The sequence below is a fragment of the Saccharomonospora piscinae genome, from assembly GCF_005862235.1.
Classification (GTDB): domain Bacteria; phylum Actinomycetota; class Actinomycetes; order Mycobacteriales; family Pseudonocardiaceae; genus Saccharomonospora; species Saccharomonospora piscinae.
Genome location: NZ_VCEK01000003.1, coordinates 328,480 through 353,940 on the forward strand (window position 1 = coordinate 328,480; position 25,461 = coordinate 353,940).

The 25,461-nt window shown below is 71.3% G+C and carries 24 protein-coding genes, 1 tRNA gene and 1 riboswitch; of the genes, 16 read left to right on the forward strand and 9 right to left on the reverse strand.

The window, feature by feature from the left end; genetic code table 11:
- Nucleotides 1-84 precede the first annotated feature (84 nt).
- Nucleotides 85-1,311, reverse strand: a complete 1,227-nt coding sequence (locus tag FFT09_RS12675; RefSeq protein ID WP_176218255.1) for a PQQ-dependent sugar dehydrogenase — start codon at nt 1,309-1,311, stop codon at nt 85-87.
- Nucleotides 1,312-1,442: 131 nt separating this feature from the next.
- Here FFT09_RS12675 and mfd point away from each other — a divergent pair, with 131 nt between their 5' ends.
- Genes mfd through FFT09_RS12690 form a run of 3 tightly spaced genes read left to right on the forward strand, consistent with a single transcriptional unit; the run spans nt 1,443 to nt 7,028 of the window.
- A complete protein-coding gene (gene mfd, locus FFT09_RS12680) occupies nt 1,443-5,042 on the forward strand; it encodes a transcription-repair coupling factor (protein ID WP_081191574.1) in 3,600 nt (1,199 codons plus the stop codon).
- Nucleotides 5,043-5,091: 49 nt separating this feature from the next.
- Nucleotides 5,092-6,057, forward strand: a complete 966-nt coding sequence (locus FFT09_RS12685) for a SurA N-terminal domain-containing protein (protein ID WP_138382823.1) — start codon at nt 5,092-5,094, stop codon at nt 6,055-6,057.
- Entirely contained in the window at nt 6,054-7,028 is a 975-nt protein-coding gene (locus tag FFT09_RS12690; RefSeq protein WP_138382824.1) for a nucleoside triphosphate pyrophosphohydrolase, read from the forward strand. The genes FFT09_RS12685 and FFT09_RS12690 overlap by 4 nt, the downstream gene beginning before the upstream one ends.
- 233 nt (nt 7,029-7,261) lie before the next feature.
- Here the strand turns inward: FFT09_RS12690 and FFT09_RS12695 are convergent, their stop codons facing one another.
- Nucleotides 7,262-7,675: a tetratricopeptide repeat protein gene (locus FFT09_RS12695; RefSeq protein WP_024875015.1), complete on the reverse strand. Its 414-nt coding sequence runs from the start codon at nt 7,673-7,675 to the stop codon at nt 7,262-7,264.
- 137 nt (nt 7,676-7,812) lie between these two features.
- On the opposite strand from FFT09_RS12695, the gene FFT09_RS12700 reads away from it, so the two are divergent.
- The 7 genes from FFT09_RS12700 to FFT09_RS12730 all read left to right on the forward strand — a co-directional run bounded on the left by FFT09_RS12700 (nt 7,813) and on the right by FFT09_RS12730 (nt 14,406).
- Nucleotides 7,813-8,799, forward strand: coding sequence for a hypothetical protein (locus FFT09_RS12700; RefSeq protein ID WP_138382825.1), 987 nt, complete (start codon nt 7,813-7,815; stop codon nt 8,797-8,799).
- A gap of 36 nt (nt 8,800-8,835) precedes the next feature.
- Nucleotides 8,836-9,372, forward strand: coding sequence for a VOC family protein (locus tag FFT09_RS12705; protein ID WP_081192313.1), 537 nt, complete (start codon nt 8,836-8,838; stop codon nt 9,370-9,372).
- 153 nt (nt 9,373-9,525) lie between these two features.
- The gene (eno, locus tag FFT09_RS12710; RefSeq protein ID WP_081191570.1) at nt 9,526-10,812 is read left to right on the forward strand and encodes a phosphopyruvate hydratase; all 1,287 of its coding nucleotides are present in this window, start codon (nt 9,526-9,528) and stop codon (nt 10,810-10,812) included.
- A gap of 4 nt (nt 10,813-10,816) precedes the next feature.
- Nucleotides 10,817-11,332, forward strand: a complete 516-nt coding sequence (locus tag FFT09_RS12715) for an FtsB family cell division protein (RefSeq protein WP_024875011.1) — start codon at nt 10,817-10,819, stop codon at nt 11,330-11,332.
- Complete coding sequence (locus FFT09_RS12720; RefSeq protein ID WP_244231346.1) at nt 11,329-11,835, forward strand: DUF501 domain-containing protein; 507 nt, start codon at nt 11,329-11,331, stop codon at nt 11,833-11,835. The genes FFT09_RS12715 and FFT09_RS12720 overlap by 4 nt, the downstream gene beginning before the upstream one ends.
- A 110-nt stretch (nt 11,836-11,945) precedes the next feature.
- Nucleotides 11,946-13,442 (forward strand): lytic transglycosylase domain-containing protein, encoded by a 1,497-nt coding sequence (locus FFT09_RS12725; RefSeq protein WP_138382826.1) that lies wholly within the window; start codon nt 11,946-11,948, stop codon nt 13,440-13,442.
- Between the two features lie 10 nt (nt 13,443-13,452).
- Nucleotides 13,453-14,406: a Ppx/GppA phosphatase family protein gene (locus FFT09_RS12730; RefSeq protein WP_138382827.1), complete on the forward strand. Its 954-nt coding sequence runs from the start codon at nt 13,453-13,455 to the stop codon at nt 14,404-14,406.
- A gap of 144 nt (nt 14,407-14,550) precedes the next feature.
- On the opposite strand, the gene FFT09_RS12735 is transcribed toward FFT09_RS12730, so the two are convergent.
- Nucleotides 14,551-16,032 carry a S10 family peptidase gene (locus FFT09_RS12735; protein ID WP_138382828.1) on the reverse strand — a complete coding sequence of 494 codons (1,482 nt, stop codon included), beginning with the start codon at nt 16,030-16,032 and terminating at the stop codon, nt 14,551-14,553.
- Nucleotides 16,033-16,064: 32 nt separating this feature from the next.
- Between FFT09_RS12735 and FFT09_RS12740 the strand changes: the two genes are divergently transcribed.
- Nucleotides 16,065-16,772, forward strand: a complete 708-nt coding sequence (locus FFT09_RS12740; RefSeq protein WP_081191565.1) for a uracil-DNA glycosylase — start codon at nt 16,065-16,067, stop codon at nt 16,770-16,772.
- Here FFT09_RS12740 and FFT09_RS12745 read toward each other — a convergent pair.
- Entirely contained in the window at nt 16,752-17,114 is a 363-nt protein-coding gene (locus FFT09_RS12745) for an antibiotic biosynthesis monooxygenase family protein (protein ID WP_138382829.1), read from the reverse strand. The two genes, FFT09_RS12740 and FFT09_RS12745, sit on opposite strands and share 21 nt — an antisense overlap.
- A 147-nt stretch (nt 17,115-17,261) precedes the next feature.
- Between FFT09_RS12745 and FFT09_RS12750 the strand changes: the two genes are divergently transcribed.
- Together FFT09_RS12750 and FFT09_RS12755 are read left to right on the forward strand one after the other, a co-directional pair.
- Nucleotides 17,262-18,584, forward strand: coding sequence for an NAD(P)/FAD-dependent oxidoreductase (locus FFT09_RS12750; protein WP_081191563.1), 1,323 nt, complete (start codon nt 17,262-17,264; stop codon nt 18,582-18,584).
- Between the two features lie 25 nt (nt 18,585-18,609).
- Nucleotides 18,610-18,686: transfer RNA gene (locus FFT09_RS12755), tRNA-Leu, on the forward strand.
- Nucleotides 18,687-18,733: 47 nt separating this feature from the next.
- Here FFT09_RS12755 and FFT09_RS12760 read toward each other — a convergent pair.
- The gene (locus tag FFT09_RS12760; protein ID WP_138382830.1) at nt 18,734-19,678 is read right to left on the reverse strand and encodes an alpha/beta hydrolase family protein; all 945 of its coding nucleotides are present in this window, start codon (nt 19,676-19,678) and stop codon (nt 18,734-18,736) included.
- Between the two features lie 106 nt (nt 19,679-19,784).
- On the opposite strand from FFT09_RS12760, the gene FFT09_RS12765 reads away from it, so the two are divergent.
- Both FFT09_RS12765 and FFT09_RS12775 read left to right on the forward strand, forming a co-directional pair.
- Nucleotides 19,785-20,375, forward strand: coding sequence for a TetR/AcrR family transcriptional regulator (locus FFT09_RS12765; RefSeq protein WP_138382831.1), 591 nt, complete (start codon nt 19,785-19,787; stop codon nt 20,373-20,375).
- A 354-nt stretch (nt 20,376-20,729) separates the two neighbouring features.
- The gene (locus tag FFT09_RS12775; RefSeq protein WP_138382832.1) at nt 20,730-21,584 is read left to right on the forward strand and encodes a hypothetical protein; all 855 of its coding nucleotides are present in this window, start codon (nt 20,730-20,732) and stop codon (nt 21,582-21,584) included.
- A 39-nt stretch (nt 21,585-21,623) separates the two neighbouring features.
- On the opposite strand, the gene FFT09_RS12780 is transcribed toward FFT09_RS12775, so the two are convergent.
- Together FFT09_RS12780 and FFT09_RS12785 are read right to left on the reverse strand one after the other, a co-directional pair.
- Nucleotides 21,624-22,196, reverse strand: a complete 573-nt coding sequence (locus FFT09_RS12780) for a GNAT family N-acetyltransferase (protein WP_138382833.1) — start codon at nt 22,194-22,196, stop codon at nt 21,624-21,626.
- Nucleotides 22,197-22,222: 26 nt separating this feature from the next.
- Entirely contained in the window at nt 22,223-22,537 is a 315-nt protein-coding gene (locus FFT09_RS12785) for a DMT family transporter (RefSeq protein WP_138382834.1), read from the reverse strand.
- A gap of 11 nt (nt 22,538-22,548) precedes the next feature.
- Nucleotides 22,549-22,614, reverse strand: a riboswitch (guanidine-III (ykkC-III) riboswitch).
- A gap of 95 nt (nt 22,615-22,709) precedes the next feature.
- On the opposite strand from FFT09_RS12785, the gene FFT09_RS12790 reads away from it, so the two are divergent.
- Nucleotides 22,710-23,369 (forward strand): TMEM175 family protein, encoded by a 660-nt coding sequence (locus FFT09_RS12790; RefSeq protein ID WP_138382835.1) that lies wholly within the window; start codon nt 22,710-22,712, stop codon nt 23,367-23,369.
- Here the strand turns inward: FFT09_RS12790 and FFT09_RS12795 are convergent.
- Nucleotides 23,354-24,004, reverse strand: a complete 651-nt coding sequence (locus tag FFT09_RS12795) for a class II aldolase/adducin family protein (RefSeq protein ID WP_138382836.1) — start codon at nt 24,002-24,004, stop codon at nt 23,354-23,356. The two genes, FFT09_RS12790 and FFT09_RS12795, sit on opposite strands and share 16 nt — an antisense overlap.
- Entirely contained in the window at nt 24,005-25,459 is a 1,455-nt protein-coding gene (locus FFT09_RS12800; protein WP_138382837.1) for an FGGY-family carbohydrate kinase, read from the reverse strand.
- Nucleotides 25,460-25,461: the final 2 nt, after the last annotated feature.

Consider the following 25,461-nt stretch of genomic DNA (forward strand, 5'->3'; position numbering starts at 1 on the left):
CTACGGGAGCTGCGGACACGGCTACGGGAGCTGCGGACACGGCTACGGGAGCTGCGGACACGGCTACGGGAGCTGCGGACACGGCTACGGGAGCTGCGGGGTCACGCGGAAGACGGCGTCGTCGGTGCCGCCCGACGTGGTGACGTACAGTTCTCCGCCTGCCGAGCGGACGCCGCGCAGGCGGCCGAACCGGTCGTCGAACTCCGGAGGCAGGATCACCTCGGTCACGTCGCCGCCCGCATCGTCCAGCCGGAAGAGCAACATCTTCTGCCCCCGCAGCGCCACCACCGCCAGCGCGCCATTGAGGGATTCCCACCGCGCGCCCGACACGAACGCCGCACCCGAGGGCGCCTCCGTACTGGACGCGCCCGACGTCCACAGCGGCGGGACGGCGTCGGGGAACCGCTGCAGATCGGTCATCGGGACGTCCTCGTCGTACTCGTCGGTCGAGCCGCCCCGGGACGGGTCCCACCCGTAGTTGCCGCCAGGGCGGATGCGGTTCACCTCGTCGAACCCGGTGGGGCCGTGTTCCGAGGCATAGACCTGCCCGGTGCCGGGCCGGACGGCCACTCCCTGCACGTTGCGGTGGCCGTAGCTGTAGACGCGCCGCTCGTCCGCGTCGCGCGAGTCGGCGAACGGGTTGTCGCCGAGGCCCTCACCCGTGCGGAGGTCGATCCGCAGCACCTTGCCTCCCAGACTGCCCCGGTCCTGCGGAATGGTGGGGTCGGCCGCGGTGTCCCCGGTGCCGACCAGCAGGCTGCCGTCGGCGGCGAGGGTGGGCCTGCACCCGGAGTGGCGCCCGCTCTCGTTGACCGGCAGCCCCGTCAGCAGGTTCCGCACGCGCTCGGCGCTGCGCCGGTCCTCCGACAGCCGCCAGGTCACCAGCCGCACGTCGACGGCCTCGCCGTCTCGTTGGTGGTTCTGGCAGGTGGTGAACAGTCGCGACGAGGCGAAGTCGGGATGCACGACCAGCCCGAGCAGTCCGCCCTCGCCCTCGGCGTGGACGGATGACAGGTCGGCCGACACCTCCTGGACAGCGCCTCCGGTGCGGTCGGCGAGCACCAGCCTGCCCGGCCGTTCCGAGATCAACAGCGCGCCGTCGGGAAGCACTCCGACGTCCCACGGATGGGTTAGTCCTTCCGCGACGCGCTCCAGCCGCAGAGTCATCCCGTCCGGCGTCACCGTGCTGGTGGCGGGCGCACCGGAGGCGTCGCTCTCGGTCTCCGTGCCGCAGCCCGCGAGAACCGAGGTGGACACGGTGAGCACGGTGAACAGGAGCAGGGCCTTGATCGCGGGTGCTGGCGCGCGCATGGGCCCCAGTGTGCCCCGGTGCAGGTTCGGTCGCCGCTCGAACCGGCCCGTACCCTGGAAGGACGACAAGCTGTCGCCAATCCACCCTCCTGGCCAGTATCCAGTTTCATGTCGAGGGGAAGTACACGTCCGTGACCGATTCGCCCACCAGTTCGTCCGGGTCGCTGTCCGGGCTGCTGTCCGCCGTGCTGTCCGATTCCGCTCTGCGCGGGGTCGTCGACCGGGTGGACGCGCCGCTGCTGGATCTGGACGGGCCCACCGCCACCCACCAACTCGTGGTCGCCGCCCTCGCCGCCGAGCAGGGTGCGGCGCGCCCCGTTCTCGCCGTGACGCCCACGGGCAGGCAGGCCGAGGAGCTGACCGCCGCGCTGGGCAGCCTGCTCGGCCACGACGCGGTCGCCGACTTCCCTTCGTGGGAGACCCTGCCGCACGAGCGGCTGTCTCCCAGGGCCGACACGGTCGGCACGAGGCTGGAGGTGCTGCGGCGGCTGGCTCGGCCGGACCGTGGTGGGCTGCGGGTGGTGGTCGCCACCGTGCGCAGCCTCATCCAGCCGATGGCGCCGGGCCTGGGCGAGCTGCACCCGGTCGAGCTGCGAGTCGGGGAGGAAAGCGAGTTCGAGGGCGTGCTCGACCGGCTCGTCGAACTCGCCTACACCCGCGTGGACATGGTCGAGAAGCGCGGTGAGTTCGCCGTGCGCGGCGGCATTCTGGACGTTTTCGGTCCGACGGCGGAGCATCCCCACCGCGTGGAGTTCTGGGGCGACGAGGTGAGCGAGATCCGCGCGTTCGCCGTGGCCGACCAGCGGTCGCTGCCCGGCGAGGTCCCCGGAATCGTCGCGCCGCCGTGCCGGGAACTGCTGCTCACTGCCCAGGTCAAGGACCGGGCCGGCGAGCTGGCGCGCACACACGCCGCCGACGAGCAGCTGTCCGAGATGCTGACCAAGCTCGCGGACGGCATCCCCTGCGAGGGCATGGAGGCGCTGATCCCCGTGCTGTGCGAGGGGGAGTTGCAGCTGCTCACCGACGCGATGCCCGAGGGCACGCACGTGGTGCTGGCCGACCCCGAGAAGATGCGTGCCCGGGCGGCCGACCTGGTGCGGACGGGGCAGGAGTTTCTGGAGGCGTCGTGGCTGACCGCCGCCGACGGCGGTAACGCGCCCATCGATCTCGGTGCGTCCGCCTATCGCGGTCTCGACGAGGTGCGTTCCCACGCCACCGCGACGGACCGGCGCTGGTGGACCTTGTCGCAGCTCACCAGCGAGGCCGACGCACTCCACGTGACGGTCGAGGCGGCACCCGCCTACCGGGGCGAGCTGGAGCGGGTGAGCACCGACCTGCGGGCCCACACGGCGACGGGTGGGGCGGCCGTCGTGGTGGTCGCGGGTGCGGGTACGGCGAAGCGGGCCGTCGAGCAGCTGTCCGGCTCGGAGGTCCCCGCGAATCTGGCCGCAGACGGACTGACCGGCGAGCTCAAACCCGGCGTCGTGACGGTGACGTGCGGTGGGATCACCGACGGATTCGTCGTGCCCGGCAGCGCACTCGTCGTGCTCAGCGAGGCCGACATCACCGGCCGGGGCGCCGGTGCGGGGCGGGCGCGCGTGGACATCGGCACGAAGATGCCGTCGAGGCGGCGGGGCGCGGTGGACCCGATCGCGCTGCGGCCCGGCGACTACGTCGTGCACGACCAGCACGGCATCGGCCGGTTCGTGGAGATGTCCCGGCGCACGGTCGGCGGCGCCACGCGCGAGTACCTGGTGATCGAGTACGCGCCGTCCAAACGCGGCCACCCCGGTGACCGGCTGTTCGTGCCGACTGACCAGTTCGACGAGGTGTCCCGCTACGTGGGTGGCGAGCTGCCCACGCTGAACAAGCTGGGCGGCTCGGACTGGAAGAACACCAAGGCCAAGGCGCGCAAGGCGGTCAAGGAGATCGCCGCCGAGCTGGTGCAGCTGTACGCGGCGCGCCAGGCCGCTCCGGGGCACCCGTTCGGGGCGGACTCGCCGTGGCAGCGGGAACTGGAGGACGCGTTCCCGTTCGTCGAGACCACCGACCAGCTCGCCGCGATCGACGAGGTCAAGAGCGACATGGAACGCGGCGTGCCGATGGACCGCGTCATCTGCGGTGACGTCGGCTACGGCAAGACCGAGATCGCCGTCCGCGCCGCGTTCAAGGCGGTGCAGGACGGCAAGCAGGTCGTGGTGCTGGTGCCGACGACGCTGCTGGCGCAACAGCACCTGACGACGTTCGCCGAACGGATGCGCTCGTTCCCCGTCAACGTGAAGGGGCTGTCGCGGTTCACCGACCCGCACGAGGCCGAGCAGGTCGTGGGCGGCATCGCCGACGGCGAGGTCGACATCGTGATCGGCACCCACCGGCTGTTGCAGTCGGGGCTGCGGTACAAGGACCTCGGGCTGGTGATCGTCGACGAGGAGCAGCGGTTCGGCGTCGAGCACAAGGAGCACATCAAGGCGCTGCGGACACACGTCGACGTGCTCACCATGTCGGCGACGCCGATTCCCCGGACGCTGGAGATGAGCATGGCGGGCATCCGGGAGATGTCGACCATCCTCACTCCGCCCGAGGACCGGCACCCGATCCTGACCTACGTCGGGGCCTACGACGACAAGCAGGTCGCGGCGGCGATCCGCAGGGAACTGCTGCGCGACGGCCAGGTCTTCTTCGTACACAACCGCGTGTCGTCCATTGAGAAGGCCGCGCGGCGGCTGCGGGAGCTGGTGCCGGAGGCCCGCGTGGTCACCGCGCACGGGCAGATGAACGAGCACCGGCTCGAACAGATCATCCAGGGGTTCTGGGACCGCGAGTTCGACGTGCTCGTCTGCACGACGATCGTGGAGACCGGCCTCGACATCTCCAACGCCAACACCCTGATCGTGGAGCGCGGCGACATGCTGGGGCTGGCCCAGCTGCACCAGCTGCGCGGCCGGGTGGGCCGGGGTCGCGAGCGCGGGTACGCCTACTTCCTGTACCCGCCGGAGAAGCCGCTCACCGAGACCGCGCACGACCGGCTGGCCACCATCGCCCAGAACACCGAGCTGGGCGCGGGAATGGCCGTCGCGATGAAGGACCTGGAGATTCGCGGGGCGGGCAACATTCTCGGGGCCGAGCAGTCGGGGCACATCGCGGGCGTCGGGTTCGACCTCTACGTGCGGCTGGTCGGCGAGGCTGTGGACGCCTTCCGGCGCGACGCCGGTGCCGGTGGGGTCGAGGACGAGGACACCGCGCCGACCGAGGTACGGGTGGATCTGCCGGTGGACGCGCACATCCCGCACGACTACGTGCCGGGCGAGCGACTGCGGCTGGAGGCCTACCGCAAGATCGCCGCGGCGCCGGACGCCGACGGGCTGGCCGCCGTGCGCGACGAACTCGTCGACCGCTACGGGCGGGTGCCCGCGCCGGTGGAACGACTGCTCGCGGTGGCCGCGTTCCGGCAGGCGTGCCGGGACGCGGGGGTGACCGAGGTGTCGGTGCAGGGCAACAACATCCGGTTCGCGCCGCTGAAACTGGGCGACTCGCAGCAGGTGCGGTTGAAGCGCCTCTACCCGAAGGCCGTGTTCAAGGCGGTGACCCACACGGTGTCCGTCCCGAAACCCACGGAGGGGCCCGCGGGAGGGCGCATCGGCGCACCGCCGCTGCGCGACGACGCCTTGCTCGACTGGTGTGCCCAGTTGATCCGCTCGCTGACGCGCGAACCGTCGGCGGTGGGCGCGTGACGGGCGTGGTCTTGCGGGGCGACGTGGTGGGTGTGAGAAGGTACGCGCTGTGATTCGGACCATCGCCCGCCCCTCCCGTCGTCGTGCCGGACTCGCCGTGGCCCTGGCGGCCTCGTTCGCTCTCACCGCCTGCGGTTCCGGCCCGAGCACGACCAACGCCGCCGCCGTTATCGGTGACGACGTGATCGCGCTCGACGACGTCCAGGACGAGATCCAGTGGCTGCTCGACAACGCGCCCCAGGCCCAGCAGGCGCAGGAGCAACGTCGTGTCGACCAGGTGAGCAGTGAGATCCTGCGCAGCAGGGTGGTACACGAACTGCTGACCGTCGCCGAGCGCCGCGAGCGGTTGACCGTCGACGAGACCGAGGTCGACTCGCTGATCGACGCGAGCGGGGGCGTGACCGAGGCGGCGAAGAACATCGCCGTCGAGCCGTCCCGCGTGCGCGAGGTCGCCCGCGACCAGCTCATGCTGGAGGAGCTGGGCGCGCGGTACCAGGACCGGCTGTCGGTCCACTTCGTCGGCGCGATGATCACCGAGTCGAGCGTCGAGGCCACCGACTCCGAGACCGCGCGGGAACTGGGCCGCAGCATCGCGGCTGACCCGCAGCGGGCACGGGAGATCGTTCGCGACGGTGGCCACCAGCTCGTCGACCAGCGGATCAGCCTTTCCGACGCGCTCACCCAGGACCCGGAACTGGCCATCAGCGCCGTGTTCGGGGCCGAGGAGGGCACCGTGGTCGTCATCCAGCCGAGCCAGCAGCAGCCGGGCTGGCTGGTCGCGCTGGTCGAACAGCGCTCCCTGCGTTCCGGTGGCGGCGAGAACGCCGAGGGCGAGCCCGTCGATCCCCGCCTGCTGTACTGGGTGGGGCTGCGGCAGTTGCAGCCCATCGCCGACGAACTCGGGGTGCGGTTGAACCCGCGCTACGGCGTGTGGGACGAGGCGGGCATGGCCCCCGCGCCCAGCGAGGAAGAGGTCACCGGCTACCAGTGGGAATCCCGTACGGTAGCCCCATGACGTCGTATCCGGCCGAGCCGCCCGCGTCCGCGGTGGTGCTGGTGTCGGCGGCGCTGCCGGAGGTGCTTCCCGTCGCGGCGTGGCCGGTGCTGGCCTCGGCGCAGGCCGTCTACGCCGCCGACGACGTTCCCGAGGCCACGAGGGCGGCGCTGGGCGCCAAGCCCGCGCCCGGGCCGGAGGGCCTGGCACAGCAGTCCGGCGTCGTGCTGGTGGCGACGGCGGCACACGATCCGGGCGCCGAGGCGCTCGCCCGAGCGGGAGCCCAGGTCCTCGCCACGCCGGTACCGCCGTTGGTGCGCGCGGCCGAGGTGATGGACCGGCTGCGTTCCCCGGGCGGCTGCCCGTGGGACGCCGCGCAGACGCACGAGTCGTTGCTGACCTACCTCGTCGAGGAGACCTACGAACTGCTCGACGCGCTGGAGGACGGCGACCGCGCCGCCGTTCGCGAGGAGCTGGGCGACGTGCTGCTCCAGGTGCTGTTCCACGCGCGGGTGGCCGCCGAGCACGACACCGACCCGTTCGACATCGACGAGGTCGCCGACGAGCTGGTCGGCAAGCTCGTGAGCAGGCACCCGCACGTGTTCGAGGGCGGCGAGGCCGTCCATACGCCCGAACACCAGCAGCAACGCTGGGAGCAGCTCAAGCAGGCCGAGAAGCGGCGGGATTCGATGGTGGACGGCGTACCGCTCGGCCAGCCCGCCGCGGCGCTGGCGGGAAAGCTGGGGCAGCGCACCGGACGCCACGGCGTGCCGCCGGATCTGTTCCCCGCGCCCGACGACGAGGGCGGCCGGATGTTCCGGCTCGCCGCCGTGGCCCGCAGGGCCGGCATCGATCCGGAGGGCGCGCTGCGGGCGACGGCGAAGGACTTCGCGAACCGGGTCCGAGCCGCCGAGCGCACCGCCCGGCAGCGGGGCCTCGATCCCGCCAGGCTCGATCCGGACGGCTGGCGCGCCTGCTGGCCCGGGGGCTAGAGGCCCCTGACACATTGGGGCGCTTAAGAGCCCCTAACACATTGGCGTTCGATCAGGGAGCGGTGGCCAGGCGGTCCCCTACCGGGGTGGCGAGCGTCCCCGGCGGGGGCCCAGGCTCGCAAGGCGGAGGGGCGTCCGCGTACTGGAAGTACGTGGGCGATCCTCCAACGCCGCGAGGCGCCGCCTGGGCGTCGCGAGCCGAACAGACCAATGTGTTAGGGGCTCTAAGCCCGTCAGTCCTCCCTCAGCGCCACTCGCGCCGCGACCTGGCCCAGTGCGTCCTGGTACTCGGGCAGTGGCCGCATGGCGGTGGCCATCCGCAACTGGGCCAGCGCCTCGGCGAATCTCCCGAGCCGTTGCAGCGTTCGGCCCAGCACGAACCGCGCGTAGTGGTCCGTGGGATCCCGTGCCACCACCCGGTTGAGCGCGTGCTCGGCGCGGTGGAGTTGCGCCGAGTGGAAGTACGCGCGTCCCGCCAGCAGTTGAACACTCGTCGCGTCGGGCTCGGAGTCGAGCAACGGCTCCAGCGCCTTGAGCGCGTCCAGCGGACGGCGTCGCACGAGGTCCTCCGCCTGGCGGAACGCCGCGTGCAGCGCGGGCCCGGACGTCTCGCCCGGCGGCTGCGGCGACCCGGTGTCCTCACCCATCGCTGACTGACGGTACCCGCCTTCGGGACCGGTGCCGAGGCGCGACATATCGAAATGGTTGTGATCGGGTTGCGGCCGCTGACAACCGGACCCGGCCCTCCGATGCTCAGGTGTTGCTTTCACCCGATTGGAGTGTTGTGTCCCCCGACGAGTTCGATCACCCGGAACTGCGTGACCCGGAATGGGCCCGCGTCGACCGCAGGGCCGTCCGGCAGGCGCGCGGCCTGCGCCTGCGCGACACGCTGACGGGTGCCGCGCGCCGTGCGCGCAGGCCGCGGCCCCATGCGAAGGCGTGGACGGCGGCCGGGGTCGCCTGCCTGCTGGCCGCGGGCGGGATCTTCTTCATCGCCGGGCAGCGCGAACCGGAGCCGCCGGGCACCCACGCCGACGCACCGGGGCACGAGGTCGACCCAGCCAGGCCGTTCGAGAGGACGCCCGCGCAGGGCTGGGACGAGGGATCGGCCGGCATCGCCGTTCCCGAGGCCACCGCCGTGGGTGACTTTTCGGCCGAGGAGGTCGCCGACGCCTACCGGGAGGTGAGTGCCGTGCTGGTGGCGTCGCGGATCGACCGTGCCGTGCTGGAGGACGGCGACCTCGACGGGCTGCTATCGCTGCTTGCCCCCGCGACGGCCGAGTGGGCCGAAGAGCAGCTCTCGGCACCGGTCTGGCCCATCGAGCTCGCCACCAGGATCGACCCGTCGGTCTCGCTGTCGCCGGTGGGGCCCAGAACGAAGGGCACGCTGACGGCCGAACCGGGTGAGCAGCCCGGCGAGCTGCGGGTGCTCGCGAACTACACGGTCGCCTACGCGTTCGCCGGACCCGAGGACGGCGAGGTGGAAACCCCGCTGGACATCGTGTCGGCGCTGCGTGTCGACGAGGAGTACGCCGTGCGCACGGGGCAGACCTGGTACCCGGAGGACCGCGGGGTGTCCTACGGTGGTGGCGAGTCGTTGACGTACTCGATGGCCTGCACGCCGCTCGTCGAGAAGGGCTGGCTCGCACCCCAGTACGTCGAGGCCGCGCCACTCGGCATGCCCGACCCCACCCGGCCGCCCGAGTACTTCGATCCGGCCAACCCGATGCCCGAGGGCGACAACTGCCGCGCCGAAGGTGCGGGGGAGTGAGCGCGGGCAACCGCTGATGTGGTGAACTTGCACGTCATGAGCGACGAAGTCCCGAGGTATCTCGGCATCGCGCCGTACCTGTACTACACCGACGCCACCGAGGCCGTGGAGTGGCTGACGCGGGTGTTCGGCTTCCGGGAGAAGGTGCGCTACGTCGACGCCGCAGGTGAGGTGTTCCAGGCCACGCTGCTCGCGGGAGGATCGGAGGTCCAGGTGACCGCCGTCGACTCCACCTACTGGGAGGCCAAGGGCGTCGACGGGCCCGTCGGCCAGCTCAACGTCGTGTACGTCGACGACGTCGACAGCCAGTACGAGCGGGTACGCGACGCGGTCGGTGAGTCGGTGGAGCTCACCACGCCGCAGGACCAGCCGTACGGCGCCCGGCTGTTCACGGTGCAGGACGTCGGCGGGAACAGCTGGACCTTCTGGCAGCACGTCTCCGACGTCGTCGATCTGCCGGTGGGCTGGCAGGAGATCCGCGCCGACGACAACGGTGCGGTGAGCAGGACGGCCGACGGCGAGGACGGCACTGCGGCCGACGGTGAACGCTCCGCACGCGAGTCCGGGGACTGAGAGCGGGCGCGGCCCGGCACGCCGCCGGGCCGCCCGGCCTCACTCGGAGTGGTGCCGGCTGCGGCTAGGCTGACACACGTCGGCGCGCCGGGACGGCGCGGTGTGTCCGCGACAGGCCATGCAGTGTGGCGAGAACCGGATGAGGAGCTGAGTGTGGCGGTTATCGAGCAGGTAGGCGCGCGGGAGATCCTGGACTCGCGCGGCAACCCCACGGTCGAGGTCGAGGTCGCCCTCGACGACGGCACGCTGGCCAGGGCGGCCGTGCCTTCGGGTGCGTCGACGGGTGAGCACGAGGCCGTGGAGCTGCGCGACGGCGATACCGGCCGCTACAACGGCAAGGGTGTCGAGCGGGCGGTCGCCGGGGTGCTGGACGAGATCGGCCCCGGGCTCGTGGGCGTTGAGGCCGTCGAGCAGCGCGTCGTCGACCAGAAACTGCTCGACCTCGACGGAACCCCGGACAAGAGCAGGCTCGGCGCGAACGCGATCCTCGGTGTGTCGCTGGCGGTGGCCAAGGCCGCGGCCGATTCCGCGGAACTGGAGCTGTTCCGCTACCTCGGGGGCCCGAACGCCCACGTGCTGCCGGTGCCGATGATGAACATCCTCAACGGCGGTGCCCATGCCGACACTGACGTGGACATCCAGGAGTTCATGATCGCTCCCATCGGAGCCGAGTCGTTCCGCGAGGCGCTGCGCTGGGGCACCGAGACCTACCATGCGCTGAAGTCGGTGCTGAAGAGCAAGGGCCTCGCCACCGGTCTCGGCGACGAGGGCGGGTTCGCGCCCAGCCTGCCGAACAACCGTGCGGCGCTCGACCTCATCCTCACCGCCATCGAGAAGGCCGGTTACCGGCCGGGCCAGGACATCGCCCTGGCACTGGACGTGGCGGCCACGGAGTTCTTCTCCGACGGCGCCTACGCCTTCGAGGGCGGCAGCCGCACCGCGGAGGGGATGGCCGAGTACTACACCGAGCTGCTCGACGCCTACCCGCTCGTGTCGATCGAGGACCCGCTCTCGGAGGACGACTGGGACGGCTGGGTGCGGCTGACGTCGGAGGTCGGGCAGCGGACGCAGCTCGTCGGCGACGACCTGTTCGTCACCAACCCGGACCGCCTCGAGGACGGCATCGGCCGGGGCGCGGCCAACGCGCTGCTGGTGAAGGTGAACCAGATCGGCACCCTGTCCGAGACGCTGGACGCCGTGTCACTCGCGACCTCGTGCGGCTACAAGTCGATGATGAGTCACCGCTCGGGCGAGACCGAGGACACCACCATCGCCGACCTCGCCGTGGCCACCGGTGTCGGCCAGATCAAGACCGGCGCTCCGGCGCGCAGCGAGCGGGTCGCGAAGTACAACCAGCTGCTGCGGATCGAGGAGACCCTCGCCGACGCCGCCCGGTACGCGGGCGAGCTGGCCTTCCCGAGGTTCAACCCGGAGGGCTGAACCGGTGGCCGAGCGGGGGAGGTCGCGAAGCAGACGCGGCGGGGGCAAGGCGGGACGCTCCGTCCCCCGCCGTCCCCGCCGTGTGCGCAGAGAGCGCCGGGTCGCCCGCCTGAGGCGGCTCGGCGCCGGCCGCGTCGCCGACGCCGCGAAGGCCCTCGGGCTGTCCACCACGCGGCGGGCCGCGCTGGTGGCGATCGTGGTGTGTGCGCTGGCGTTCACGATCGCCGTCCCGCTGCGCACCTACTTCTCGCAACGCGCCGACGTCGCCGAGCAGGAGCGCCAGCTCACCGAGCTGGAGACCGAGGTGGACCAGCTGGAACGCCGCCGGGACCTGCTGCGTGACCCCGCCCAGGTGGAGGCCGAGGCGCGGCGCAGGCTGCGGTACGTGATGCCGGGCGAGACGCCGTACATGGTGCAGTTTCCCGACACCGGCGCGGCGGGCGGCGAGCACGAGCGGCGACCGGCCATCGAGCCGGGTGCCTGGTACGAGAAGCTGTGGAACAGCGTGACGGAGGAGTGAGTCCCATTGAGTTCGAGCCGGTGACCGACACCGATCGCGAGGTCATCGCGCGCCAGCTGGGCAGGCCGCCGCGCGGGTTGCGGGCAGTGGCGGCCCGCTGCCCCAGCGGCCACCCCGCCGTGGTGCAGACCAGCCCCCGGCTGGAGAACGGCACGCCGTTTCCCACGCTGTACTACCTCACCTGCCCGACACTGTGCTCGATGGTGGGCACGCTGGAGGCGTCCGGCGTCATGCGCGAGATGACGGCCCGGCTCGACGAGGACGACGACCTCGCCACCGCCTACCGGCGTGCGCACGAGTCGTACCTCGCCCAACGCGACGCCATCGAGCCGCTGGGGCACCAGGTCACGGCGGGTGGGATGCCGACGAGGGTGAAGTGCCTGCACGTCCATCTCGCCCACACTCTCGCGTGTGGTGATGGTGTGAACCCTTTCGGTGACGAGACGCTCCGCTGGCTGCGCGCCGAAGGCTGGCCAATGGGTGAATGCATGCGATCGGCTTAGCCCGATCGGCGTAATCCGCGTTTGATTCCCTCCGAGGGGGTGAAACGACGAGAGGGTTCAGGCAGGCTGTGCCGTGACATCCGCGTGATCATCGGTGGGAGGGTGCGAGCGTGCGTGCTGAAGAGGGTGACGGAGCGGCCACGTCCGCGAAGTCCGGTCTCCGGCGCAAAACCACGATCGCCTTCCTCGGTGGTTCGCTGGCCATCCTGCCGGTGATCGCGGTCAGCGACGCCACGGTGCGCTGGGGCGGCCACGAGCCGCAGGAACACACGACGGCCGCGCCGCTGGTCGGCGGTCGCCCGCCCGCGTTCGACCCGGTCTCGGTGGACGGCAGCCTGCCCGACGCGCCCACGCCGGAGGAACTGCGGGTCTACGAGGAGAAGCCGCCCGCGACGGGATCACTCGGCATTCCGGCCTCCGCGCTCGACGCCTACCGGCGCGCGGCCGATCGCATGTTGGCCGACTACCCCGGCTGCAACATCGACTGGGCGCTGCTCGCGAGTGTCGGGCGCATCGAGTCCAACCACGCCCGCGGCGGATACGTCCACGAGAACGGCGACACCACGGAGCGCATTCTCGGCCCGGTGCTCGACGGTCAGGGCAACGTCGCCGCCATCGCCGACACCGACGGGGGCAGGCACGACGGCGACACGCGCTGGGACCGGGCCGTCGGACCGATGCAGTTCATCCCGGCCACCTGGCGACGTTACGCCGCCGACGGCAACGGCGACGGCGTGAAGGACCCCAACAACATCTACGACGCCACGCTGGCGGCCGGGCGGTACCTGTGCTCGGGCGGCTTCGACCTGTCGGACACCCAGCAGCTGCGCACGGCGATCTACCGCTACAACAACTCGTGGGCCTACGTCGACACCGTCATCCGCTGGGCGAAGGCCTACCGCAGCGGTGTGCTGACGTTGCCCGACAGCGACCTGCCCTCGGCCGTGCCGGAGACGCTCCTGGCGGAGGCACCCAGCACGGGCCGCGACGTCTCGGGTGCGCAGCTCCCGTCCGGCGGCCCCGCGCCGGTCCCGCCCGCGACGGAGACGCCGCGACCCGAGGACCCGAAGGATCCCGAGAACCCGAAGGACCCCGAGAACCCGAAGGACCCCGAGGACCCGGAGCAGCCGGAGGACCCCGAGAACCCCAAGGACCCCGAGAACCCGGAGCAGCCGGAGGACCCGGAAGAGCCCGGAGACCCGGAAGAGCCGACGGACCCGGAGCAGCCGGAAGAGCCCGAGGACCCGGAAGAACCCGAAGAGCCGGAGGACCCGGAAGAGCCCGAGGAGCCCGACGAGCCGGAGGAGCCCGAGGACCCGTCCGAGGAGGAGCCGCCGCCCGGCGAGGGCGAGGCGCCGGAGGAGTGTGACACCGAGGGTGGGGACGTGACCTCGGCCGAGTCGACCGAGGCGACCACCTCGCCGGAGTCGACCACGACGGAGCCGACGCAGACCTCCACGGTCGATGGAGAGTCCCCCGACGGCACGACCGATCCCACGGACCCACCGTGTGAGGACGACGAGTCGCCGGAGGACGGCGAGGACGACGAGGACGACCATGCCTCGGCGACCGCGACCTCGGCCACCAAGGAGCGGGGCGAGGGCTAGGGTTGGCGGCATGCCACGGGTAGCTGCCATCGACTGCGGAACCAACTCGATTCGCCTGCTCGTCGCCGAGGTCACGCACCGGCACGACGGCAGCGTCGACCTGCGCGATCTGCACCGCGAGATGCGCGTCGTACGTCTCGGTCAGGGCGTCGACGCGACGGGCAGGCTGGCGCCGGAGGCGCTGGAGCGCACCAGGGAGGCGCTGAAGGCGTACGCGGTGGCGGCGCGGCGCAAGGGCGTCGAGCGGCTGCGCATGGTGGCGACCTCGGCCACCCGGGACGCGAGCAACCGCGACGAGTTCTTCGCCATGACGCGGGAGCTGCTCGGCACGGAGGCCGAGGTCATCAGCGGCGACGAGGAGGCCAGGCTGTCGTTCGCCGGCGCGGTGGGGGAGCAGGATCCCGACGACGGACCGTTTCTGGTCGTGGACGTCGGGGGCGGCTCGACCGAGCTCGTGCTCGGCGCCTGGGACGGCAGCGCAGCGGACGTGTGGGCCGCGCGTTCGGTCGACATCGGGTGTGTGCGGCTGACCGAGCGCACCCTGCGTTCCGATCCGCCGACGCCCGACGAGATCGCCGAGGCGGAGGCGCTGGTCGTGCGCACGCTGGCGCCCGCCTTCGACGCCGTGGACGTCGCCAAGGCCGGGCGGTGGATCGGCGTGGCCGGAACGGTCACCACGCTGTCGGCGGTGGCGCAGCGCCTGCCCGAGTACGACTCGCAGCGCACCCACCTGTCCACCCTGTCGCCGGACCGGATCGAGTCGGTGGTCGGTGACCTGCTCGCGGCCGACCACGCCGCGCGCGCCGAGAATCCGGTGATCCATCCGGGCCGGGTGGACGTCATCGGCGGCGGCGGGCTGATCGTGCGGGTCCTGGCGGAGCAGATCGCCCAGCGCGGTGGCCCTGCCGACCTCGTGGTGAGCGAACACGACATCCTGGACGGCATCGCCCTGTCCCTGGCCTGACACCCGTGTCCGCAACCTGCGTAGCCGTGTCCGCAGTCTGCGTAGCCGTGTCCGCAGGTTGCGTAGCCGTGTCCGCAGTTCCGGCAGACACGGCGGTCACGCTCGGCGAGGCGAGGCCACCCCGCCGAGCGTGACCGTGACCCGCTACCGGTTCGAGCTGTTCAGCACGAACTCCGCCAGGTCGCGTGCCTGCCGCACGCGGGACTCGTCGTGGACATACATCATGTGCCCCGCCGGGTAGTAGGCGGTGTCCACGTTGGACCGCAGTTCCTCGGGGATTTGCAGCTGGGCGAGCACGTGTTCCGCCGCGTAGTGCGGGGTCGCGCCGTCGTAGTAGCCGAGCGCGACGTGGACCCGCAGGTGCGGGTTGGCGCGCATGGCGGCGCTGAGGTCGTCCACCACGGACACGGGCCTGCCCTCGAAGTCCGAGTAGGACCACGCCCGGTTGACGTCGAGCGACAGGATCTCGTACGGCAGGTCGTTGGCGTAGCCGAGTTCGCCGCGCACGTAGTGGTTGAACGTCGCCGAGTACGCGCCGATGATGCGGGAGATCGAGGCGTCGTCGCTCATCTGCTCCCGGCCGCCGTCGGGCTCCCACGTGGTGAACCGGCCGTCCATGCGCCCGGTGGTCAGTCCCCGGTCCCGGAGCAGTTCGGTGAAGAACCGGACGTGCTCGATCCGCAGGTTCACCCGATCCACATAGGATTCCGAAAGGCCGGTGAGCCGCGCCAGCCGTGCCACGACGTCGGCGCGTTCGTCGGCCGACAACCGCGAGCCGCGCCGCAGGGCCCACGGAAGGTCGCGGGACGCGAACTCCTCGGCCTCGGCCAGCACCTCGTCGAACGGCCGGTCGCCGTGCTTGCCGTGGTAGTGCGCGATGGCCGCGTACGTCGGCACGAACAGCGAGTACGGAAGGTCGTTGCCCTCGGTGAACCTGATGGTGCCCATGTCGAGCACCGAGGAGATCAGCAACAGCCCGTTCAGGTACAGGCCGTGCCGGTCCTGCAGGTGCGACGCCAGCGCGGCGGCGCGCAGCGTGCCGTACGACTCGCCCGCCACGAACTTCGGCGACAGCCACCGCCCGTTGCGGGACGTCCACAGCCGGATGACCTCGCCGACGGCCTCCACGTCGGGAGTGAAGCCGTGGTACTCCTTCGGCTTCTCGCCTGCGACCGCGCGGGAGTAGCCCGTGGAGACGGGGTCGATGAACACCAGGTCGCTGTGCGTCAGCAGCGTCTCGGGGTTGTCCTCCAGCCGGTAGGGCGGCGGCTCGGGCGCGTCCACGTCACCGGACACCGCCCGGCGCGGCCCCAGCACGCCGAGGTGCAACCAGATGCTCGACGATCCCGGCCCGCCGTTGAACGCGAAGGTCACCGGCCGCGAGCCGGGGTCGGCCCCGTCGAGGGTGTAGGTGGTGACGAACACCTCGGCCTTGGGCTTGTGGCCCTCGAACGCGCCGTCGGTCAGCACCTCCTTGCGCAGCACGATGCGGCCGGTACTGGCGGTGTAGGCGAGTTCGCGGCCACCCGCCGACAGCGTGTGGTGCGTGGTCACGAGGTCGTCGCGCGGTTCCGTGTCCTTGGGGGAGTTCTGCTCGGCCTTGTCCTCGGTGTTCTCTGCTGGCATGCGCTCAATTTAGGCCACGGCACAATGGGGCGGTGAGTGCCTCGTGGAAGTCCCTGGCCCAGCTCGACGCGGCCGTCAGCGAGTGCCGTGCGTGCCCCCGGCTCGTCCAGTGGCGGGAAGAGGTGGCGCGCACGAAACGAGCCGCGTTCGCCGACCAGACCTACTGGGGGCGGCCCGTGCCCGGGTTCGGGCCCGACGACGCGTCGCTCGCCATCGTCGGGCTCGCGCCCGCCGCGCACGGCGCGAACCGGACGGGCCGCATGTTCACCGGCGACCGCTCCGGCGACGTGCTCTACCAGGCGCTGTACGACGTGGGGCTGGCGTCGCAGCCCACGGCCACTCACCGCGACGACGGGCTGACGCTGCGGGGCACGCGCATCACCGCGCCCGTCCACTGCGCCCCGCCCGCGAACAAGCCGACGCCCGGCGAGCGGGACACGTGCCGGCACTGGTTGGCCGACGAGCTCGCTCTGCTGCGTCCCACGCTCAAAGTGGTGCTCGTGCTCGGCGCGTTCGGCTGGCAGGCGCTGCTTCCCGTGCTGGCCGACGCGGGGTGGACGATCCCGAGGCCGAAGCCGAAGTTCGGGCACGACGTGCGTGTCACGCTGCAGGGGCCGACGCCGCTGCACCTGCTGGGCTGCTACCACGTGTCGCAGCAGAACACCTTCACCGGCACGCTCACTCCCGCGATGCTGCGCTCGGTGCTGTCCGAGGCGGCCTCACTGGCCGGACTGCCCTGAGGGGCGGCGGAACCCGTACCGGCGGGTGACGCGGGTGACGTGGACGTCGAACTCTTCATACCAGCGCTCGCGGCCCGTCTCGCGGGCCAGCGTGTGCTCGGCGTGGCGGCGCCACGCTTCGATGGCACGCTCGTCGCGCCAGTATGAGACCGTGATGCCGAGGCCACCGGACTCGGCGGGGTCGCGGGCGGAGTCGACGCCCAGGAACCCCGGTTGTTCGGCGGCCAGTTGCACCATCCGCTCCGCCGTCGCGGCGTAGCCGTGGTCGTCGTCTGTGCGGTGCGACACGAAGATCACCGCGTAGTACGGCGGGTCCGGGAACTCGCGGTCTGCCAAAGCCATACCACGGGTGTATCAGCCGGGTCTGACAGTCCCGGCCGTGACGTCGCCCACCGGGGCCAACTGAATCGTTTGGGTAGCGTGGCGACGCTGGTCACAGCCGGGCAGGGGTACCTAACATCGGAGGGTTTCGAGTGCCACCATGGACGCATGGCAGTCAAGTCGGAACCGACGCGGATCCTGATCCTCGGTGGCGGGTACGTCGGCCTGTACACAGCCCTCGGGCTGCAGAAGAAGCTGCGGGCCAACGAGGCATCCGTGACCGTCGTCGACCCGCAGCCGCACATGACCTACCAGCCGTTCCTCCCGGAGGCGGCGGCCGGGTCCATCGAGCCGCGCCACGTGGTGGTGCCGCTGCGCCGGGTGCTCCGACGCTGCCACGTCCTGACCGCGCGCGTCACCTCCATCGAGAACGAGAGCAAGACGGTGACCGTGGAGGCGCCGGACGGCCACATTGAGCAGCTGCACTACGACGTGCTCGTGGTGGCCCTCGGCTCGGTCGCGCGACTGCTGCCGATCCCGGGACTCGCCGAGCAGGGCATCGCCTTCAAGACGATCGGTGAGGCCATCTACCTGCGCAACCACGTGCTGACGAAGCTCGACGAGGCCGCCAGCACGCTCGATCCCGAGCTGCGCAAGCGACTGCTCACGTTCACCGTGGTGGGCGGCGGTTTCGCCGGTATCGAGGCGCTCGCCGAACTGGAGGACATGACCCGCGACGCCACGCGCTACTACGAGAACATCCAGCCGGAGGACATCCGCTGGGTGCTCGTGGAGGCCGCGGGCCGGATCCTGCCCGAGGTCCGCGAGACGCTCGGCGTCTGGACCGCCGAGCAGCTGGAGAAGCGCGGCATCGAGGTGTATCTCTCGACGGCGGCGAAGTCGTTCGAAGACGGCCACGTCGTGCTCTCCGACGGCACCGAGTTCGACAGCGACACCATCATCTGGACCGCGGGTGTGAAGGCCAATCCCGTGCTGGCGGAGTCCGACCTGCCCCGCGACAAGCGCGGCAGGCTGCAGGCCACCGCCGCACTGCAGGTCGTGGGCCACCCCGAGGTCTGGACCGCGGGTGACATCGCCTCGGTGCCCGACCTGTCGCGCACCGAGGGCGACCCCACCGCGACGTGCCCGCCCAACGCCCAGCACGCGGTGCGCCAGGCCCGCCACCTGGCCAAGAACATCATCACCGTGCTGCGGGGCGGCACGCCGAGCGACTACTTCCACAAGAACCTCGGCGCGGTCGCCGGCCTCGGCCTGCACAAGGGCGTGGCCGACGCCATGAAGCTGAAGATCAAGGGCTTTCCCGCGTGGCTGTTCCACCGCGCCTACCACGTCAAGGCGATGCCGACCTTCAACCGCAAGGTGCGCATCATGCTGGACTGGGTGCTCGGGGGACTGTTCCGCCGCGAGACCGTGTCGCTGGGCCAGATCAACAACCCGAAGGAAGAGTTCGACCGGGCGTCGCGCTCGTAGTGGGACGGGGGCTTAAGCTAGCCGTGCCCCCGTAGCCCAATCGGCAGAGGCGGTCGACTTAAAATCGACGCAGTGCGGGTTCGAGTCCCGTCGGGGGCACCAACGGTGCTGGTCGGCGGCAACTTCCACACGATGGCTCGGCAGTGGGCTTACTTGTTCTCGATACGCCCGATCGGGTCGGCGGTTTCGGCGAGTTCGGTCTGCACCTGCTTCCATGCGACGTCGTCTATCCCGAGGGCACTGCGGAGGTAGGCCCAGCAGGCCAGCCGAACCAACGCGACCCGCTCCGGGCTCTCGTCGGTGGTGTCGGCGGCGTTGTAGGCGTGGATTCCGCCGAGCATGTGCTCGGCGCCGAACAGGGTGAGCAGGCTGCGGGCGCCGGGGCTGTACCGGTAGACGTCGGTGAACCAGTCGGGGCCCCGAGTCGACAGCGCCGACTGGTCGTTGTCACCTGCGACGACGAGGGTCGGCGTCGTCAGGCCGTTGAAGTCGGGGCTCATGAAGGAGAGGTTCTCCTGGGCGAACGGTGTCAGGTCGTCGCCACCGATGCCGGTCGTCGCGAGGAGCACACCGGCTTTGACCCGGGGGTCGGTCCGGTCCGGTCCGGGCTTTCCGTCCGCGCCGACGACGCGCGCACCCAGCAGCATGCCGACGGTCTGCCCGCCCCAGGAGTGCCCCGCGACGGCGATGCGGTCGCGGTCGACGCGGTCACCGAGCCCCGGGACCGCGGCCAGGACGTGGTCGAGTTCGTCGAGTACCCGGACGACGTCCTGGACCCGGGTGTGCCAGATGTCCGGGAACCGGGGGTCGGCGGGGGTGGTGCCGAGGGTGCGCGAGTCCAGGAACGTGGGCTGGATGACGGCGAAGCCGTTGCCGGCCCAGAAATCGACCAGCGGGTCGTAGGACGACATCGACTTGCCGAAGCCGTGGGCGAGGACGAGCAGTGGGAGACCGGTGCCGGAGGCGGGGGCCGACACGCGCACCTGGATGTCGTCACCGCGCTCCGGTGCGGACAGGACCACCGGCTTGACGCTGGTGATCGGGGTGCTCAGGGCGGGAACGGCGCTCGGGGCTGCGGCGTTGGGTGTGGGCATGAACAGCTTCTTTCTCGATGGCGGCTGGTAAGCTCCTAACCGGAGCACGGTTCCGACTATACGGAGCAGTGTTCCGTTTGGCAACCGTCGTGGAAAGGAGCGCCGGGTGGGTGCAGGCGAAGAGGCGTTACCGACGGCCGCGAGTCCGGCCAAGCGAGCGGACGCCCGACGGAACGAGAAGGCGCTGCTCGACGCCGCGGCGTCGGTGTTCGTCACCGACGGCGTGGACGCGCCGGTACGGCGGATCGCCGCCGAGGCCGGCGTCGGCATGGGGACGATCTACCGGCACTTCCCCACACGTGCCGATCTCGTCGTGGCCGTGTACCGGCACCAGGTCGACTCGTGCGCCGAAGCCGGGCCCGCCCTGCTCGCGACGGCGACGTCACCGTTCGCCGCGCTGGGTCAGTGGGTGACCCGCTTCGTGGACTTCCTGGTGACCAAGCACGGTCTCGCCGCCGCGATGCGGGACGACCCCGACGGCTTCGCCGCCCTGCACGCGGTGTTCCTCGATCGTCTTGTGCCGGTGCTCGCCGACATCCTCGCCGCCGCCCGTGCCGCAGGCGAGGTCACGGCTGATGTCACCGCCTACCAACTACTTCGCGCGATCGGCGACATCTGCGCGGGTGCCGAGCGGGCTGATCCCGACTACGACGCGCGGCTGACCGTTCGCCTCCTGCTCGAAGGGTGCCGACGGTAGGATTTCCGAGTGACTGGGGCGGACGGCATGAATCAAGGTCCCTGGAGAACCACCAGGACGCGCATCGCCGGGCTGCTTCTTGGTTTCTTCGTGGCGTTCACCGGATTTTACCTGGCGATCACGAGCGACAACCCTGTGTGGTTGTCCTTGCTTCAGGCCGTGAGCGGTTGCCTTCTCATTCTCTCCGTCGCCATGTCGTGGTCGCGGTCGTTGCGGCGCCGAGCTGGATCGCGGTCCTGATCTCGCCGGTTATGGCCCGGGGAGCCTTGCGATCCAGGCATAATACGGCCGGTGTTCGGCCGCTGTCGTTGCGTGTCGGACGAGTGTGATCGCCGTTCGAGTAGAGGACCTTCGATGACCTACCCGCCCCAGCCTGGGCCCACTCCCTATGGGCAGTACCCCGGTGGACCGGTCCCCGGCAACGTCGGGCAGTACCCCGGCCCGCCCGGCCCGTACGGGCAGCCTGCGGGCTTCGGACCCCCACCACCGTCCGGCGGGGGCAAGGCCGGGTTGTGGATCGGCGTCGGTATCGCCTCCGTGGCGTTGGTGGCCTTCCTGATCACGGCCTTCGTGGCGCCGGGCTTCCTCCTCGGCGATGACTCCGAATCCGGGGGTGCCGACGGGCCCCTGGCCGCTGGCGGCACGGCCCGGGACCTGGGGGATCGCATCGGCGACGCGCTGCAGAGCGGTCAGCCGGGCGCGGTGACACCGCTGCTGTGCCAGGACGCCACCGACCCCCTCAAGAAGTTCGCGGAAGGTCTCCGGGAGCCGCAGCCTCCCTCGTACGTCGAGGTGACGGAACGGGACGGCACGGCGAGCGCCGTGCTGACCCTGAGCGGGCCCGCGCTGGGCAAGCCCGAGATCACCGGTCAGGTGACGGCCACGGGCACTCTCGCGAACCAGGAGACCGGATGGTGTTGGCGGGACTTCCAGGACGCCTCCGGGTATCTGGGGCAGATCGGTGCCGCCCTGAACTCGGGTGATCTCGACACGCTCCAGGCGATGAAGTGTCAGAACGGCCCCGTGTCGCTGGGCGACCCGCTCGCCGATGCCGTCGCCGCCGGCGGCCCGTACACGGCGCGGAACGTGTCGTTTAGCGGCCGGATGGCCAGTGCCGACTTCGTCGCGGCCGGTGGCTCGCTGAGTGTCAGCACCAGTGTCGACAAGGGTCGGTTCTGCCTGCTCAGCGCCCGGCCCGGAACCGCCTGAGCTCCGGCGCCGCCCGCCGCACCACGCGTGATCCGTGCCTCACAGCTTTCGTCGCATGATCACGCGCGGGATACCGCCGGCCACCGACGTGGTGTCGCGGGCCAGCGTGAAACCGGCCCCCTCGAACAGCGCTCGTGTGCCGACGTAGGCCATCGTGAGGTTCATCTTCCGCCCCTGGTTGTCGACCGGGTAGCCCTCGATGGCGGGCGCGCCGTGGTCGCGGGCGAACGTCACGGCGCCGTCCAGCAGCGCGTGGGCGATGCCCCGTCCGCGGTGGCCGGGACGGACGAGGAAACACCACACCGACCAGACCGGCAGGTCGTCGACGTGGGGAATGGTGCGGGAACGCGCGTACGGTAGTTCCGCCCGCGGTGCCACCGCTGCCCAGCCCACGACCACGTCGCCGTCGTAGGCGAGCACTCCCGGCGCGACCTCACGTTCGGTCAGTGCCCTGACGTACTCACCGCGCTGTGCCCCCACCAGAGACCGGTTGGTCTTCGCGTCGACCCGGTGGCTCAGACACCAGCACACGGAGGCGTCGGGCTTCTTCTTGGGGCCGACCATGGTGGCCACGTCCTCGAACGATGTGGCGGGGCGCACCGAGAAAGTCATGGACCGATCGTAGAGTCGCCCCGCGCTCAGTGCACGAGCTTCAGCCCGACCACGCCGCCGACGATCATCGCGAGGAACACGACCTTCATCGTGGACACCGGTTCCTGCCCCGTCGCCATCGCGTACAGCACGGTGAGCACGGCGCCGACACCGACCCAGACCGCGTAGGAGGTGCCCACGGGCAGTTCCCGCATCGCATACGCCAGACCCGCCATGCTGGCGGCGAGCGCGGTGAAGAAGACGATGGAGGGCCCGAGCCTGCTGAGGCCCTCGGAGCGGCCCAGCGCGGTGGCCCACACCGCTTCCAGGACGCCGGACACGATCAGGACGAACCACGACATCGCACGCCTCCCGCGGGCCGTCTTGTCGCGCTCCGGGTACGGCACCCCTCGTCCGGGAGCCCTGGACCGGGCTCCTTTTCACCGTGGCACACCGAAGTGCGCGCAGCCATGTCAGACCGCTCACCCGATGCCACACTCGACGCAGGGTTTCGGCAGGTGACCGAGGTGGGCGATGGCGCGCGGAGCGGTGGTCGGCGGTGTCGAGCGGATCAACGCGCTGTCCGACGGGGTGTTCGCCATCGCGCTGACCCTGCTGGCGTTGCCGTTGGCCACGGCCGACATCGACGAGGACCGGGTGGCACAGGACCTGCTCGGGCTCGCCCCGCAGTTCGTGGTGTTCGCGCTGAGTTTCGCGGTCGTCGGTCGGTACTGGCGCGTGCATCACCGCGTGTTCGCGCGCATCACCCGGGTGGACGGCACGCTGGTGTGGCTGAGCCTGCTGTTCCTGTTCTGGGTGGCCCTGCTGCCGTTTCCCACGGCGGTGCTCGGTGAGCACGGCGACACCGCCGCCGCGGTGGTGCTCTACGCGACGACGATCATTCTGGCGGGGCTGAGTTCCACCGCGTTGTGGTGGTACGCGGCGGTGGGGCGCGCGAGGTTGCGGCGCGGTGCCGAGTCGTTGACGCACGAGGACACCGATCCCGAGGAGATCCGGCGGGGCCTCGCGCGCGGCCTCGCGGTCCTCGCCGGGTTCGTGCCGTCGCTGCCGCTCGCGTTCGTCGACCCGGGAGTGGCCGAGTTGTCCTGGCTGCTGGTGATCCCGATGGGCCCGCTCGTCGACCGGTGGTCCCGCAGGCCAGGCCGCCGGGGCAGGCGCTATTTCTGGCCGTAGCCGCGCAGCCGGTCCACCACGTGCTCGATCTCGGCGCGCGGGAGCACCCGGGGCGTTCCCGCTCCCCGGGCCGCGAGCCACACCTGGCACACCCATTCGAGTTGCTGCGCGCGGTGATACGCCTGTTCCAGCCCGGTGCCGTAGGTGACGGTGCCGTGGTTGCCGAGTACGCAGCCCCGGCGTCCGTCGAGCGCGGTCAGCATGGCGTCGGCGAGGTCCTGGGTGCCGTAGGTGGCGTAGGGCGCGACGCGGACGCTGGGGCCGATGGTGGCCACCATGTAGTGCACCGCCGGAACCTCGTCCACCACAGTGGACACCGCGACGGCGTGCGTGGAGTGGGTGTGTACCACCGCGCCGATGTCCGCCCCGTCGGGGTCGGAGGCCTCGCGGTAGATCGCGAGGTGCATCGGCAGCTCGCTCGTCGGGCGCAACTCACCCTCGACGGGGGTGCCGTCGAGCCGCAGGACAGGCACGTCCTCGGGGCGCAACTCGTCGTAGGGGACCCCCGTGGGGGTGACGGCCACGAGATCGCCCTCCCGCGCCGAGAGGTTGCCGGACGTGCCCACCACGAGGCCGTCGGCGGTCATCCTGCGGGCGTAGGCGCACACCGCCTCGCGGTGTTCGGCGAGCAGCATCTATCGGCTCCACTGGTCCCGGGCCGAGGTGAGCGAGTCGCGGTACTCGGCGTACCCGCGCTCGTAGACCTCGGCGACGCGCGGCCGGTAGTCGACGGTGCGGGAGTGGGAAGCCCACACGTCCACGTCGAACGGCTCGGACAGCGCCTCGGCCGCCGTGAGCACCGCACCGCGGGCACCGACGCCCGGGTCGCCGGGGATCACGACGGGCCTGCCGAGCACGTCGGCGAAGATCTGGGTCCACTCCGCCGAGCGCACTCCACCGCCGTTGGCGAACAGCGTCCCGGTCAGCCCGGCCGACTCGAAGCAGTGCCGGGCCGCGTACGCGATCGACTCGCACAGCGCCCGCACCAGGTCGGCCCGGGAGTTCTCCAGACTGAGGCCGGTGAACTGCGCCCGTGCTGCCGCGTCCACGAACGGCGCCCGCTCACCGGAGCTCGACAGGAAAGGCAGTGCCCGCACCCCGTTCGCGCCGGGTGCGCTGGCACCGAGCAGCTCGCCGATCGTCTCGACCTCGATACCGAGCATGCGGCACGCCCAGTCGAGTCCCGCCGTGCCCACCATCGCGGGCATCCCGCGCAGGTACCGGTCCTCGTCGGGGGTGCAGAGCACCATCCCCGCCGGTTCCCCCGCCGGGTCGAACTCGGGCCGCGTGGTCAGCACCTGGCAGGCGAGCGTGGTGCCCGCCGTCAGGATGCCGTCGCCGGGCTCCCGGACTCCCGCGCCGATCGCGCACGCGGGCAGGTCGAACGGGCCACCCGTGACCGGCAACCCGACAGGCAGACCGAGCAGGTCGGCGCCGGTGCGATCCAGGCGGAACACGGTGTGCGGCTTGGCCGGCTCGGCGAGTAGCCCCTTGCGGTGGCCGAGTCCGCACGCGGCGATCGCGTCGTCGTCGTAGCGCCGGGTCCGCGGGTCCACGAACGGCAGCGAGGCGTCCGAGATGTCCACGGTGATCTCGCCGGTCAGCCGCTGGAGCACCGCGTCCACGCAGTACCCGGCCACCACGGCCCGGTCGAGCGACCAGGGTTCGTGCTCGTCGAGGTGGGCCAGGATCGGGCCCGCACACCCGGGGAACAGGCCGGAGCCGGTGCGGGCGAAGACCTCCCGGCTGACGCCCGTGCGTTGCCACTCCGTCAACAGGGCGTTGGCCCGCCCGTCCAGCCAGGAGATGGCCGGGCGCACGAGTCTGCCATCGGCATCCCGCAACCAGACACCGTCGCCCTGCCCCGTGAGGGCCAGCGCGTCCACCGGGCCGTCGAGCTGGGCGGCCACCTCGCGCACCACGGCCGCCACCGTGCCGAGCACCTGTTCGAAGTCCTGCTCCACCGCGCCGCCGGGCAGGTGCCGCACCTGCGACGGCGCGGACGCCTGCGCGACGGACGCCCCGGCACCGTCGAAGACGACGGCCTTCGTCAGCGAGGTCCCGATGTCGACACCGATGATCCGCAGCATGG